Annotated in this window: 17 protein-coding genes; all 17 read left to right on the forward strand. The window is 40.4% G+C overall.

Features of this window, described 5'->3' with window-relative positions; translation table 11 throughout:
• Positions 1–5: 5 nt before the first annotated feature.
• Entirely contained in the window at positions 6–638 is a 633-nt protein-coding gene (locus LMOATCC19117_RS06025) for a cobalt-precorrin-8 methylmutase (protein ID WP_003724727.1), read from the forward strand.
• 15 nt (positions 639–653) lie between these two features.
• Entirely contained in the window at positions 654–1,775 is a 1,122-nt protein-coding gene (gene cbiD, locus LMOATCC19117_RS06030) for a cobalt-precorrin-5B (C(1))-methyltransferase CbiD (protein ID WP_003734688.1), read from the forward strand.
• Entirely contained in the window at positions 1,772–2,368 is a 597-nt protein-coding gene (locus LMOATCC19117_RS06035) for a cobalt-precorrin-7 (C(5))-methyltransferase (RefSeq protein WP_003734687.1), read from the forward strand. The genes cbiD and LMOATCC19117_RS06035 overlap by 4 nt, the downstream gene beginning before the upstream one ends.
• Positions 2,358–2,927, forward strand: a complete 570-nt coding sequence (locus LMOATCC19117_RS06040) for a decarboxylating cobalt-precorrin-6B (C(15))-methyltransferase (protein WP_003724730.1) — start codon at positions 2,358–2,360, stop codon at positions 2,925–2,927. The genes LMOATCC19117_RS06035 and LMOATCC19117_RS06040 overlap by 11 nt, the downstream gene beginning before the upstream one ends.
• 5 nt (positions 2,928–2,932) lie before the next feature.
• Positions 2,933–3,682 carry a cobalt-precorrin-4 methyltransferase gene (locus LMOATCC19117_RS06045; protein WP_003724731.1) on the forward strand — a complete coding sequence of 250 codons (750 nt, stop codon included), beginning with the start codon at positions 2,933–2,935 and terminating at the stop codon, positions 3,680–3,682.
• The gene (cbiG, locus tag LMOATCC19117_RS06050) at positions 3,669–4,700 is read left to right on the forward strand and encodes a cobalt-precorrin 5A hydrolase (protein ID WP_003734686.1); all 1,032 of its coding nucleotides are present in this window, start codon (positions 3,669–3,671) and stop codon (positions 4,698–4,700) included. Before LMOATCC19117_RS06045 ends, cbiG begins: the two co-directional genes overlap by 14 nt.
• Entirely contained in the window at positions 4,697–5,422 is a 726-nt protein-coding gene (cobJ, locus tag LMOATCC19117_RS06055; protein WP_003726949.1) for a precorrin-3B C(17)-methyltransferase, read from the forward strand. The genes cbiG and cobJ overlap by 4 nt, the downstream gene beginning before the upstream one ends.
• Positions 5,419–6,171 (forward strand): precorrin-6A reductase, encoded by a 753-nt coding sequence (cobK, locus tag LMOATCC19117_RS06060; protein WP_003724734.1) that lies wholly within the window; start codon positions 5,419–5,421, stop codon positions 6,169–6,171. Before cobJ ends, cobK begins: the two co-directional genes overlap by 4 nt.
• The gene (gene cobA, locus LMOATCC19117_RS06065; protein WP_003734685.1) at positions 6,171–7,652 is read left to right on the forward strand and encodes a uroporphyrinogen-III C-methyltransferase; all 1,482 of its coding nucleotides are present in this window, start codon (positions 6,171–6,173) and stop codon (positions 7,650–7,652) included. The genes cobK and cobA overlap by 1 nt, the downstream gene beginning before the upstream one ends.
• Positions 7,649–8,434: a sirohydrochlorin cobaltochelatase gene (locus LMOATCC19117_RS06070; RefSeq protein ID WP_003734684.1), complete on the forward strand. Its 786-nt coding sequence runs from the start codon at positions 7,649–7,651 to the stop codon at positions 8,432–8,434. The genes cobA and LMOATCC19117_RS06070 overlap by 4 nt, the downstream gene beginning before the upstream one ends.
• Positions 8,427–9,137: a cobalt-factor II C(20)-methyltransferase gene (locus LMOATCC19117_RS06075; RefSeq protein ID WP_003726947.1), complete on the forward strand. Its 711-nt coding sequence runs from the start codon at positions 8,427–8,429 to the stop codon at positions 9,135–9,137. The genes LMOATCC19117_RS06070 and LMOATCC19117_RS06075 overlap by 8 nt, the downstream gene beginning before the upstream one ends.
• A gap of 80 nt (positions 9,138–9,217) precedes the next feature.
• Positions 9,218–9,868 (forward strand): energy-coupling factor ABC transporter permease, encoded by a 651-nt coding sequence (locus LMOATCC19117_RS06080; protein WP_003733476.1) that lies wholly within the window; start codon positions 9,218–9,220, stop codon positions 9,866–9,868.
• On the forward strand, positions 9,865–10,161 hold the full coding sequence (locus LMOATCC19117_RS06085) for an energy-coupling factor ABC transporter substrate-binding protein (RefSeq protein WP_003721603.1): 297 nt from the start codon (positions 9,865–9,867) through the stop codon (positions 10,159–10,161). The genes LMOATCC19117_RS06080 and LMOATCC19117_RS06085 overlap by 4 nt, the downstream gene beginning before the upstream one ends.
• Positions 10,148–10,825, forward strand: a complete 678-nt coding sequence (locus LMOATCC19117_RS06090) for an energy-coupling factor ABC transporter transmembrane protein (RefSeq protein WP_003724758.1) — start codon at positions 10,148–10,150, stop codon at positions 10,823–10,825. The genes LMOATCC19117_RS06085 and LMOATCC19117_RS06090 overlap by 14 nt, the downstream gene beginning before the upstream one ends.
• 12 nt (positions 10,826–10,837) lie before the next feature.
• Positions 10,838–11,644 carry an ATP-binding cassette domain-containing protein gene (locus LMOATCC19117_RS06095; RefSeq protein ID WP_003734683.1) on the forward strand — a complete coding sequence of 269 codons (807 nt, stop codon included), beginning with the start codon at positions 10,838–10,840 and terminating at the stop codon, positions 11,642–11,644.
• On the forward strand, positions 11,644–13,179 hold the full coding sequence (locus LMOATCC19117_RS06100) for a cobyric acid synthase (protein WP_003734682.1): 1,536 nt from the start codon (positions 11,644–11,646) through the stop codon (positions 13,177–13,179). Before LMOATCC19117_RS06095 ends, LMOATCC19117_RS06100 begins: the two co-directional genes overlap by 1 nt.
• Positions 13,143–13,709, forward strand: coding sequence for a cob(I)yrinic acid a,c-diamide adenosyltransferase (locus LMOATCC19117_RS06105; protein ID WP_003734681.1), 567 nt, complete (start codon positions 13,143–13,145; stop codon positions 13,707–13,709). The genes LMOATCC19117_RS06100 and LMOATCC19117_RS06105 overlap by 37 nt, the downstream gene beginning before the upstream one ends.
• Positions 13,710–13,734 lie beyond the last annotated feature (25 nt).

The raw sequence follows: 13,734 nt of genomic DNA on the forward strand, positions 1-13,734 counted from the left end.
GCAAGATGAACTATATTAAGAATCCAGCCAAAATTGAAGAGAAAAGCTTTGAAATTATTCAACAAATTATTAATGATATTCGTCCAGATTACACATTTCAAAACAAGTTAGAGGAAGCGATTATCAAGCGTGCAATACATACGACGGCAGATTTTGATTACTTAGATAGCCTCGTTTTTCAACAAGATGCCATCGCGAAAATCATTCATGTTCTTCAAAATAAAGGAACTATTTTCACGGATACGAATATGGCACTTAGTGGAATTAATAAACGACTTTTAGATGAACTTGGGTGTAAATATCATTGTTATGTGAGTGACCCAGAGACGATGGAGATTGCCAAACAGCATGGGATTACACGCTCTATGGCTGGAATTAAACTCGCTTCTTTAAAAGATGGACCGAAACTATTTGTCCTCGGAAATGCGCCAACTGCGGTGTATAAAATTATCGAGATGACAGAAAGTGGGGAATTGCAAGCAGATGCAGTAGTGGCAGTACCGGTTGGTTTTGTCGGAGCGGCTGAATGTAAAGAGGAAATTTTAGAAACAGATATCCCAGCCATTGTCGCACGCGGTAGAAAAGGCGGTAGTAATCTTGCTGCAGCTATCATTAATGCAATCTTGATTACGATGTAAAGAAGGCGACGAGTAATGGAAGATTTTATTTATTATAACGGCAAAAAATACCGTAAAGGCTATACGACTGGTACGTGTGCGGCTGCTGCTGCTAAAGCTTGTGTGGAAATGATTCTAACGCAAGAAGAAGTGAGTGCGGTACAAGTCACAACTACTGGCGGAACTATTCTGGAAATCCCCGTGGCGTATCAAAAGTTTTCGAAAGACAAAGCCACAGCAGCGGTTCAAAAAGATGGTGGCGATGATATTGATGCGACAAACGGAATGTGGATTTTTGTAGATGTTGATCTAACCGATAACGCGGAAGTCGTATTAGATGGTGGTGTTGGTATCGGTCGCGCTACACAAAAAGGAATTTCTGTGGCAGTGGGAGAAGCGGCGATTAATCCGGCACCGCGGAAAAATATTTTAGCAACCGTACGCGAATCGCTTGGCGAAAATCGTGGTGCAAAGATACTAGTCTATGCACCAGAAGGAGAAGAGCGCGCGAAACGAACCATGAATAGCAACTTAGGGATTATCGGTGGAATTTCTATTTTAGGAACGACTGGCATTGTTACCCCTATGTCGGATGAAGGCTGGAAAAAATCCTTATCGATGGAGCTTGAAATGAAACGGAATCAAGGTCTCGACCAAATTATTCTTGTTCCCGGTAATTACGGGGATGATTTTGTTCAGAATACGCTTGGTTTTTCAAGCGGAAATATTGTTTCCATGAGTAATTTCGTTGGTTATATGTTAAAAGAAACACAGCGTCTAGCTTTCAAAAAAGTGCTAATGGTTGGTCATTTTGGCAAATTGGTGAAGGTTTCAGCAGGGATTTTTACGACGTACAGTAAAGATGCAGATGCGCGGGCGGAAATTTTAGTCGCTAATTTAGCTTTGCTCGGCGCCCCGTTATCGCTTTTACAAGCAGTGGAGAAGTGCAATACGACAGAGGCAGCAGGCGAATTAATTGAAGAAGCTGGCTTTACCCAAGTATATGACGTCATTGTGCAAAAAATCAAAGCAAGATCAGAACGATTTTTGAAATTCACGAAACCTAGTGTGGAAGTCGATGTAGTTACTTTTTCGACCGAACGTGGGTTGCTTGCTGCAACGAAAGATATCGATGTACTCCGGGAGGAATGGCGATGATTACAGTAGTTGGGATTGGACCAGGAGATACAAATTTGGTAATAAACGAAGCAAAACAAGTGTTAAGTACCGCCGAAATAGTGTATGGATCAACAAGACAATTACAAGAAATCACAGAACTAACGACAGCAACGCCAATGCTTTTGCCAAAAAAACTAGCAGATTTGAAAAACATCCCGCATCAAAACAAAAACGTGGTTATTCTAGCTTCCGGAGATCCACTATTATATGGGATTGGCAACTGGGCGCTGGCAAATTTTTCAGAAGATGTCCGGATTGTTCCGGGAATTAGTGCGATTCAAATGATGTTTCATCGAATTCAATTACCGATGAATGACTGTTTTATTACGAGCAGCCACGGTAAAACGCCAAACTTCGACTTCTTGTTACAACACGAAAAAATCGCGATGGTAACAGATACAATCATCGGTCCATATGAAATCGCTGCTGAAATTTTACAACGTGGATTAAAAAAAATCCTGTTTATTGGAGAAAATTTGAGTTCAAAAGAGGAACGAATTCATAAGTTGAAACCAGAACAAGTAGCAAAAAAATACGATATGAATGTAGTGGTGATTGTAGATGAAGGATGAGGTTTTTATTCGTGGTAAAGTACCGATGACAAAAGCAGAAGTGCGAGCGGCAAGCATTGATTTACTTAACTTAGATGATACGTCAAAGAAATTACTAGATGTTGGAGCGGGGACTGGGAGCGTTGGTCTTCAAGTTGCTTGTAATTTCCCGAAAATCCAAGTTACTGCGATTGAACGAAACCCAGATGCAGTGGATTTAATTAAACAAAATCAAGCGAAATTTGGATTAGAAAATGTAACAGTTATCGAAGCATACGCGCCAATTGAATTGCCTGAAAAGGAAACATTTGATGCTATTTTTATTGGTGGAAGTGGTGGCAATTTAACCGATATTATCGACTGGTCGTTGGCACATTTGAACCCGGGAGGCGGTTTGGTACTTAATTTTATTTTGCTTGAAAATGCGTTAACTGCAATGAACCATTTGGAAAAATTAACAGTGAGTGAATTAACGATGAAACAAATCCAAGTTTCGAGTTGGCATAAACTTGGAGCAGGTCATTATTTTGAACCACAAAATCCAACCGTCATTATTGGCTGTAAAAAACTAGAGGAGTGAAGAAAATGGCAGAAGTACATTTCGTCGGAGCAGGACCAGGAGATAAAGAGTTAATTACCTTAAAAGGATATCAATTATTAAAAGAGGCGGATGTCGTTATTTATGCAGGGTCGCTCGTAAACCCGGAGTTGCTAGAATATTGTAAACCAGACTGCGAAATCCATAATAGTGCAAGCATGAATTTAATCGAAATCATCGACTGCATGGAAGCGGGCGTGACTGCTGGTAAAGAAGTGGTTCGTTTGCAAACCGGAGACTTTTCTATTTATGGTTCGATTCGTGAACAGGTCGAGGAAATGAAAAAGCGTTCGATTCCCTTCACATGTACACCGGGTGTGAGTTCATTCCTTGGTGCGGCAAGCAGTTTTGGGGTCGAGTATACAGTTCCAGAAGTAAGTCAGAGTGTAATTATTACCCGAATGGCTGGCAGAACTCCAGTACCATCGCGCGAATCCCTCCGTTCATACGCGGCGCACCAAACCTCAATGGTAATTTTCTTGTCCGTTCAAGGTATTAGAAAAGTCGTTTCAGAATTAATCAAAGGTGGCTATAAACCCGAAACCCCAGCAGCAGTTATTTACAAAGCGACTTGGGCGGAAGAAAAGAAAGTAACCGGCACGTTAGAAGATATCGCAGAAAAAGTAACAGAAGCGGGAATTACGAAAACGGCGCTTATTATGGTCGGTGATTTCCTTGGAGAAGAGTTTTATTATTCTAAGCTATACGACAAGGATTTCAAACATGAATATAGATAAACTGGCGATTATTGCTGTCACAGAACGTGGTCGCGATTTAGCAATAACGTTAACAAAAACGGTAGCAGCAACGATTTTTGTACCAGGAAAGCATTGCAATGAGCAAACAAATTCTTTAACGCCGGATTTTGGAACAGCGATGCGCGAAATTTTCACAAAATATCAAGCATTGATTTGTATTATGGCGACTGGAATTGCGGTTCGAACGCTTGCTCCAGCGATAGAAGACAAGCTGTCTGATCCAGCAGTACTTGTCATGGATGAACATGGGAAATTTATTATCAGCTTGCTTTCAGGACATGTTGGCGGGGCAAATGAACTAACCGAACAAATCGCTATGATAACTGGTGGTGCGGCAGTAATTACAACCGCAACAGACCGCGCAAATGTAGCTGCCATTGATAATATCGCCAAACAATTAAATGGTTATTTACCAGATTTTAAAGCGACAACAAAACGCATCAATGGTTTACTTGCAGCAGGAAAAGAAGTTGGATTGTACATCGATGAGCCATTAAATATAGATACACGCGGTTTTACAATGGAAGAAGTTAGCCCGCAAGTTTACATTTCAACTAAATATAAACTACAAGTGGCGACACATGAACGCATCCAGCTGGTACCTAAGCAATTTATCCTCGGGGTCGGTTGCAGAAAAGGCGTTTCAGCGGAAACGATAGATGCAGCATTTACACATTTTTGTGAACAAGAAAACATACACCCGCGGGCATTCCGTGAGATTCATAGTATTACTTTAAAAGCGGAAGAACCGGCAATTCTTCATTTAGCGGAGAAATGGCGTGTCCCATTTATTGTCCATCCAGCAGAAGAATTACAAACAGTTGCTGGAAAATATCCAACATCCGCTTTTGTTCAAAAAACTGTTCAAGTAGGAAATGTCGCCCTATCGTCAGCAGACATTGGTAGTAACGGAAACGTTGTTACAAGCCGATTTGCTGAAAATGGCGTGACTTTCGCAGCAGGGAAATTAACTAAAAATAGTGAGGTGGCAAAATGATTTATGTAATCGGAATTGGCCCAGGAGATAAACGATTAATGACCGGTGAAGCACTGCAAGCAATAGAAGACGCGGAGGTGATTGTTGGTTACGTAACGTACATCAAACTCATCAAAGAGCTAATTAAAGATAAAGAAGTAGTGAAAACAGGCATGCGCCGCGAAATCGATCGTTGCCAAGAAGCCGTTGATATTGCACTAACAGGAAAAAAAGTAGCAGTTGTTTCAAGTGGCGATGCAGGAATTTACGGTATGGCTGGTCTAGTTTTAGAACTCGCAGAAAAAAGCAACCCAGATTTAGAAGTCAAAGTGATTCCAGGAATTACCGCAAGTATTGGAGCCGCTGCTGTTCTCGGCGCGCCAATTATGCACGATTTTTGCCATATTAGTTTAAGCGATTTAATGACACCATGGGAAGTAATCGAAAAACGTCTAACCCACGCTGCAATGGCCGATTTTGTTGTCTGTTTTTACAATCCGAGAAGTAAAGGCCGCGCCAATCATTTGGCCAATGCTTTTCAAAAGATGATGGAGCATAAATCAGGGGACACAGTTGTTGGTATTGTGAAAGATGTTGGTCGAAAAGAAGAGCGAAAAATCATTACAACGATGCGAGATATTGATTATGAGTTAGTGGATATGACAACGATGGTGATTGTAGGAAACAAAGAAACCTACGTGAAAAATGGCAAAATGATCACACCACGAGGTTACACACTATGATTTTCGTGCTAGGAGGAACTTCGGATAGCTTGGCGATTAGCGACTGGCTAACGGAAAAAAAGCAAGCCTTTATACTCTCTGTCGCAACCGATTACGGAGAAACTTTAGCGAAACAACATGCCGAAAACGTATTTTGTGGCAGATTATCAAAAGAGGAAATGCTCCTAAAATGGCATGCTACAAAAGTTCACCTCGTTATTGATGCGACTCATCCATTTGCGACCATTGTTTCTGAAACAGCGATGGAGGCATGCAAAGAAGCGGACATTCCTTATATTCGTTTTGAACGCACTAGTGAACAAACAGATAATACTTATTTGGTAGCAGATATTGAGGAAGCTTGTGCAGTTGCAATGAAACTTGGGAAACGAATCTTTCTTACAACTGGTAGTAAAAATTTACCAGAATTCGTAGCTGGTTTAAACAATCGACATATCATCGCTCGTATTTTACCAGTGTCTGATGTAATTCGTTCAGCCGAAGAACTAGGTCTCGTTGCCGACCAGATCATTGGCATGAAAGGACCGTTCACCAAAGAAGCGAACCGAACTCAACTAGAAATGACTGGGGCAGATGTATTAATCACTAAAGAGAGTGGAAAACAAGGTGGCTTTCAAGAAAAACTCGCAGCTGCCGCAGAATTAAATATTCCAGTTATTGTGATTCGTCGCAAAAAATTAAATTATCCAATCGAAATAAATCATTTAAGCGAACTACCAGAAATTTTAACTCAATTGGAGGTCTACTAATGGGAAAAGTCATGTTAATTGGTGCAGGTCCTGGAGATGCACAGTTGCTAACCGTGAAAGGCTTAGCTGCACTGCAAAAGGCAGATGTTATTGTATACGATCGCCTCGTTGAACCAGCGATGCTCCAAGAACGAAAAGCTAGTTGTAAACTCATTTATGTCGGAAAAGAACCACTTCATCATCCAATTCCCCAAGAGGAAATCGAGCAAATTCTTGTTAAAGAAGCTGCGACAAATGAGCTGGTTGTTCGTCTAAAAGCAGGAGACCCTTATGTGTTTGGTCGCGGCGGGGAAGAAGGAGAGACACTCTATAAAGCGGGAATTCCATTTGAAGTTATTCCTGGAATCACATCCGCAATTGGTGGGCTTGCCTACGCTGGAATCCCAGTAACACATCGTAATTTTGCTTCGAGTTTTCACGTGATTACCGGACATTTGAAAAAAGGACGCGATCCACTAGATTGGGAAGCCCTTGCTAGACTGGAAGGTACGCTCGTTTTCCTGATGGGAATGACTAATTTGCCTAATATTTGTGCGAACTTACTAGAAAATGGTCGAAAAGCCGAAACGGGTGTTGCGATTGTACAATGGGCATCTCGCGGCAAACAATTAACGGTTACCGGGAACTTACAAAACATCGAACAAAAAGTAGCGGAATCTGGTATTTCTTCGCCGGCACTTATTGTTGTTGGTGATGTGGTGAGCTTACGACCGCAGCTTAACTTCTTTGAGGAAATGCCACTTTTCCATACAAAAGTATTACTTCCAAGAGCACGAGCTGGAAAAAGTATGCTCGCGGAACAAATTCGCGATTTAGGCGGAGAAGTAACAATGTATCCCAATATTCAAGTAGTAGATGTTGTGCCAACGAAAACAAAAGAAGAACTAAGCGAAGTAAGCGAACTTCTTTTCACATCCAAAGAAGCGGTAGAACGATTTTTTGATTATTTAGCCCAGCTTGATTTAGATATTCGTTCTCTAAAAAATACCCATCTTACCGCTATTGGCAAACAAACAAAAGAAGCTTTTAGTGAAAAAGGAATTATTCCAGATAGTTTCATTAAAAGGCGGAGCACGGAATTAATTTTGGAGCATTTACCACGGTTACAGAAAAATGTGAGCAACTTAATTATCGGAAGCATAGTTGATACGGCAGAAGTTAACGCAATTTTAGCAGAAGTGGAAGCGATGGAAATGATGCCGTTATATGATATGCGTCCTGTGACAGAACGACCATTTGACCTTGCAAGCTTTGAACAAGTTTGTTTCTCAAGTTCGCGTTCCGTTCAAAATTTACTCGACGTACTAACAACCGAAGAAAAAGCCATTTTACAAACGAAAACAATTCTTTCCATTGGAAGGTTCACGAGCGCAACGTTAGCATCATTCGGTATCAACAATTTCATCGAAGCCGAAAGCGCCACACCAGAGAGCTTAATTGAACTAATCCAAAAAACAAAATTAGAAGGAGTACCACAATGAAAAAAGCGATTTTAGTCGTTAGTTTTGGCACAAGTTATCCTGAAACAAGAGAAAAAACGATTGAAGCCTGTGAAAAAAAAGTGGCCCAAGAGTTCCCAGATTACAACGTGTTTCGTGCATTCACATCCAATAAAATCATCAAAAAACTAAAAACTCGTGACAATATGCATATTAACACACCAAGCCAAGCATTAAACCAACTAAAGGAATTAGGCTACAAAGAAGTCATTATTCAGTCGCTACATATTATTAGTGGTGGTGAATTTGAAAAAATCACTGCACAGGTGGAAAAATTCAAGCCGGATTTCGATTCCATTATTGTCAGCCAACCGTTACTTGATTCGATGGAAGATTACGAAAAAGCAATCGAAGCCATTCGCCACCAAATGCCACCTTTAAAAGAACAAGAAGCGCTAATTCTCATGGGACATGGTTCGAAGCATCGTGCTTTCAGCGCCTATGCATGCCTTGACCATATGTTGTTAAACGAACCAATTTACCTTTGTGCGGTAGAAAGTTACCCTGGTCTTGACCAAGTAATTGAACGATTACAACAAGTAAATATAAAAAAAGCGCACCTAATGCCGTTTATGCTTGTAGCAGGTGATCACGCTACGAACGATATGGCTTCTGATGACGAGGATTCTTGGAAAAGCACGCTGGAACAAGCTGGCATTCAAACTGAATGTCATTTGCAAGGTCTAGGCGAAAATCCGCTTATTCAAGCCCAATTTATCGATCATATCCACACGGCAATAGAAAGGGTGAAAGCACGTGGCTAAATTTTACGGCATTGGTACAGGTCCTGGAGATAGCAAGTTAGTCACGATGGAAGCAGCAGAAAGACTCGGAAATTTAGAAATTCTCTACACGCCACAACCCAAAAAAGGCGGCGAAAGTTTAGCTAAGAAAATCGTCAGCCCTTATTTAAAAGATACATTAATCATTAAAGAACGCCATTTTCCAATGAGTTACAACAAAGAAGAAAAAATGCTTGCATGGAAAGAAATCGCCGAAGAAATCAAAGCAGATGTTCAAAACGGGCATGATGTTGGTTTCATCACACTTGGCGATCCAATGGTTTACAGCACTTATAGCTATTTACTCGAATTATTAAAAGGAGAGATTGAAACAGTGACACTCGCAGGTATTTCGTCCTTTTCCAATATCGCCTCCAAGATTGAATTACCACTCGTAATGGACGAGGAAAGTTTCGCTGTCATCCCTGTAACAGCAGGTGCTGAAAAAATCGAACAAGCGCTCACTTTATTTGACACAGTTGTCTTAATGAAAGCAGCAAGCAATTTACCCCTTCTTACGACATTACTAAAAAAACTGAATTTACTTGATGCAGCAGTAGTAGTAAGCGATGTTGCCATGGCGACTGAAAAAATCACATACGGCATGAACGAGATAAACCCAGACGAAAAAATGTCATACTTTACCACGATTATCGTGAAAAAAAGAAGGGAGCAATATAAATGAAAAAATTATGGAAGTTTCTACCATTTGTTTTAATAGGTGTTATTTATTTTACTTTAACGAACCCAGAATCCGCACACGCAATGCATATTATGGAGGGCTTTTTACCTGTTAAATGGGCTGTCTTTTGGTTCATTGTATTTATCCCATTCCTTGTACTTGGTTTAATTCGTATTCGTAAATTAATTGCCCTAGATAAAAACAACAAATTACTGTTGGCACTATGCGCAGCCTTTATCTTTGTTCTTTCAGCGCTTAAAATTCCGTCCGTTACAGGATCTTGTTCTCATCCGACTGGTGTTGGCCTTGCAACTGTTATGTTCGGACCGCTCGTTGTCAGTGTACTTGGTGTGATTGTCTTACTTTTCCAAGCGTTACTACTTGCACACGGCGGTATTACAACTCTTGGCGCAAACGCAATGTCGATGGCGGTTATCGGTCCAATGGTTGGTTTTGTCGTATACAAACTCGCTCGTAAATTAAACTGTAATAAAAGTGTTTCGATTTTCTTATGTGCGATGACAGCTGACTTAGCAACCTACTTAACTACCAGCGTCCAGCTCGGAGTCGTTTTCCCAGATCCAGCATCCGGCATGATGGCATCCATTCTGAAGTTCATGGCGATTTTCTGTGTGACACAAGTTCCAATTGCGATTGCAGAAGGATTGCTAACGGTAGTCATGTACAATCTTATTAGCAAAAATTTACCAGAAAAGGTGGCACAATTACGATGAAAAAAATAAATATCAATGTCATTTTAATTCTATTAGTAGTATTGTTAATGGTTAGTCCATTCTTCTTCAATAAAACGGGAGAATACGGCGGCTCGGACGGGGAAGCAGAGGCGGAAATCACCAAAATCGATCCAAGCTATGAACCGTGGTTTGAACCTCTTTATGAACCAAAAAGTGGTGAAATTGAAAGCTTATTATTTACGCTTCAAGGTTGTATCGGAACAGGAATTATCGCGTATGTCATTGGTGTAAGTCGTGGCAAGCGGAAAGCTGAGAACGATGTTAACCATTGATAAATATGCTTATCAAAACCGGTGGATAGCTTTTTCGCCATCATTAAAAGCATTATTTTATGTCGCGATTCTAATACTCGCGTTAACTGGTCCTGTGCTCATCCAAGCAATACTGTTCTTCTGCATGGTACCATTGACGCTCTATGTCGTTAAAATTCACTTTAAACAATATTTGAAATGGCTCCTTTTACCATTTTCATTTCTACTTTTTAGTTTACTTTCGATTCTCATTTCGATTTCTAAAGATCCAAGCAGTTTTCTCGCTTCGATTTCGATTGGGAGTTTGTATCTCGGTGTATCAGACGTGACTATTACGACGGCAACACAAGTCTTTTTCCGGAGTATCGCTTGCTTAGCCGCAACCTACTTTTTCGTCTTGACCGTTCCCGTGGTACAATTAACAAAAGTGATGAAGCGAATTTTTATTCCAAAAGTACTGATTGAACTGACCATTTTAATTTACCGTTTTATCTTTATTTTCTTAGAGGAAGCGGCGGCAATTCGAAAAGCGCAGAGCCTGCGTTTTGGTTATCACGGCATAAAAAATAGTTATCGTTCATTTGGCATGCTCGTAAATACTTTATTTAATCGTGTTATGAAAAGATATAATGAAATGGTTATAACACTTGATGTGAAGCTATATCAAGGAGAATTTCATATCTAGGAGGAAGCCAATTTGCTTAAAACAGAACATATTTCATTCCAATACGAAGATGGCAAACAAGCCTTAACGGATGTTTCAATTGATTTAGAAAAAGGCAATATTATCGGACTTATTGGTGCGAATGGCTCCGGTAAATCGACGCTTTTTATGCAGTTACTTGGAATTAACAAACCGAGCGATGGCACCGTTTATTTTGAAGGAAAACCACTCGCGTATACGAAAAAAGCATTATTTGCTTTACGAAAAAAAGTAAGCATCGTTTTCCAAGATCCCGACCAACAAATTTTTTATTCGAATGTTCGTGATGATGTAGCCTTTGCACTTAGAAACCTAGGTGTTAGCGAAACGGAAGTAGAGGCACGAGTGACGAAAGTATTAGACATTGTTGGGGCAAAGGACTTTCAGCATAAACCAGTCCAGTATTTAAGCTACGGTCAAAAAAAACGTGTCGCAATTGCGGGTGCCCTTGTTCTTGATACAGATTGGTTACTTTTAGATGAACCAACTGCTGGTCTTGATCCGATTGGCAAAAAAATCATGATGGAAATCATCGAACGTCTTGCAAGCCAAGGAAAGAAAATACTTATTTCCAGTCATGATATCGATTTAATTTATGAAATTTGTGATTATATCTATATGCTGAAGGACGGAAGCGTTTTGACAGACGGGGAAACGAGCAACGTTTTCTTAGAGAAAAGTAATGTCGAACAAGCGGGATTAGTACAGCCTTGGCTCATCAAATTGCATCAGCAAGCTGGCTACCCACTGTTCAAAAAAGAAGCCGATTTTTTCGCGCATACGGGGAAGGTGACTAATTAATGGTAAAGCAAATAATGATTCAAGGTACCGCTTCTGATGCCGGGAAAAGTGTACTGGTGGCCGGATTATGCCGTTTGTTCAAAAATAAAGGAAAGCGAGTTGTTCCATTTAAATCTCAAAATATGTCACTCAATTCTTTCATAACGGCGACAGGAGATGAAATGGGACGCGCACAAGTTTTTCAAGCAGAAGCAGCTGGTGTTTTTCCAGATGTCCGGATGAATCCCGTGTTACTTAAACCGACCAATGACAGGCAGTCGCAAGTGATTTTTATGGGTGCAATTTTAGATAATATGGATGCTGTGACGTACCACGATTTCAAACAAACCCTTATCCCGAAAATCCAGGCAGTTTACCAGAGTTTAGCAGATGAAAATGATATTATTGTACTAGAAGGTGCTGGAAGCCCAGCCGAAATCAACTTAAACGACCGAGATATCGTGAATATGGGCATGGCAAAAATGGTCGATGCCCCAGTTGTCTTAGTTGCTGATATTGACAAAGGTGGCGTTTTTGCTTCGATATACGGCACCATTATGCTGTTAAATGAAGAAGAGCGGGCTCGAATCAAAGGTGTTATTATCAATAAATTCCGTGGCGATGTAGCTCTTTTACAACCCGGAATTGATATGATTGAGGAACTCACAAACGTCCCGGTTATCGGTGTGATTCCTTATGCCAATCTACAACTGGAAGAAGAGGACAGCGTTTCTCTAAGTGGGAAAAATTACGTGCCGGATAGTAACGCACTACTTGATATCGCGATTATTTGTTTACCGCGGATTTCTAATTTCACAGATTTTCATAGTTTGGAAATCCAACCGGAAATAAGTTTGCGCTACATACGAAATCTAGCTGATTTTGGAAAACCTGATTTAGTCATCATTCCAGGCAGTAAAAATACGCTAGAAGACATGGCATTTCTCGAAGAATCAGGACTGAAAAAAGCTATTCAAAATTTTGCGGAAAATGCCGGAAAAGTAATCGGGATTTGTGGTGGCTACCAAATGCTCGGTAAAAAAATGCTCGATCCGAATCAAGTGGAGAGTAAACAATTAGAAATAGCCGGACTTGGTTTGCTAGATACCGAGACCATTTTTCTCGACCAAAAACGCACTACTCAAATTACAGGTGTGACGCATTCAGGTGAAGCTGTTGAAGGTTACGAAATCCATATGGGTGAGACGAAGCGAGGCGAGAGCACTAGTCCATTTTGCGAAATTAAAGCGGTGAACGGAAACGAAGAAACCCACCAAGATGGCGCTATCTCTGTCAACAAAAATATCATCGGCACATATATTCATGGTATTTTCGACAATGATGTTTTCTTAGGAAATCTATTTGACGAACTACTAACACGTAAAAACAAATCCGTTTATCCGCATGAAATCATTAATCTGAAAGAACACAAAGAACAAGAATACGACAAACTAGCGGCCCTTTTAGAAGCAAATATTCAAATGGACCAACTAGAAAAAATCATGAAAGGAGAAAAAATATGCGTATCTACACAAAAACCGGCGATAAAGGAATGACAAGAATTATCGGGGGTAGCAAAGTAAGTAAAGATAATATCCGTATCGATGCATATGGAACTTTGGATGAACTTAATTCGCTGATTGGCTACACGATAACAACACTTGGGGCTGAACCAGAAATTCAAGCCGAACTCGAACAAATTCAACAGCAATTATTTGATGCAGGAGGGGATCTTGCAACCGAAGAAGGCAAGCGTGCGTATAAATTAACAAGTGAGCCTGTTGCGTGGCTAGAAGACCGAATTGACATCTACGCCGATGAACCCCCAGAAATAGAAAAATTTATCCTACCAGGTGGAACGCAAGCAGCCTCATTACTGCACATGGCTAGAACCGTAACAAGAAGAGCTGAACGCGAAATCGTCGGTATGTTAAAAATTGCTTCAAGTAACGAAGAAGTATTAAAATACGTCAACCGTTTATCGGATTACTTTTTTGCCGTTGCCAGAGTCGTCAATTACCGCGCTGGTGAAAAAGACATTTTTTACAAAAATTCCGAACTCGTTTTCCGCAATAAAAAGAAATAATAAAAAACCTCTCCAGACATCAAAG

It is taken from the genome of Listeria monocytogenes ATCC 19117, from assembly GCF_000307025.1.
In the GTDB taxonomy this organism is placed as follows: Bacteria; Bacillota; Bacilli; order Lactobacillales; family Listeriaceae; genus Listeria; species Listeria monocytogenes_B.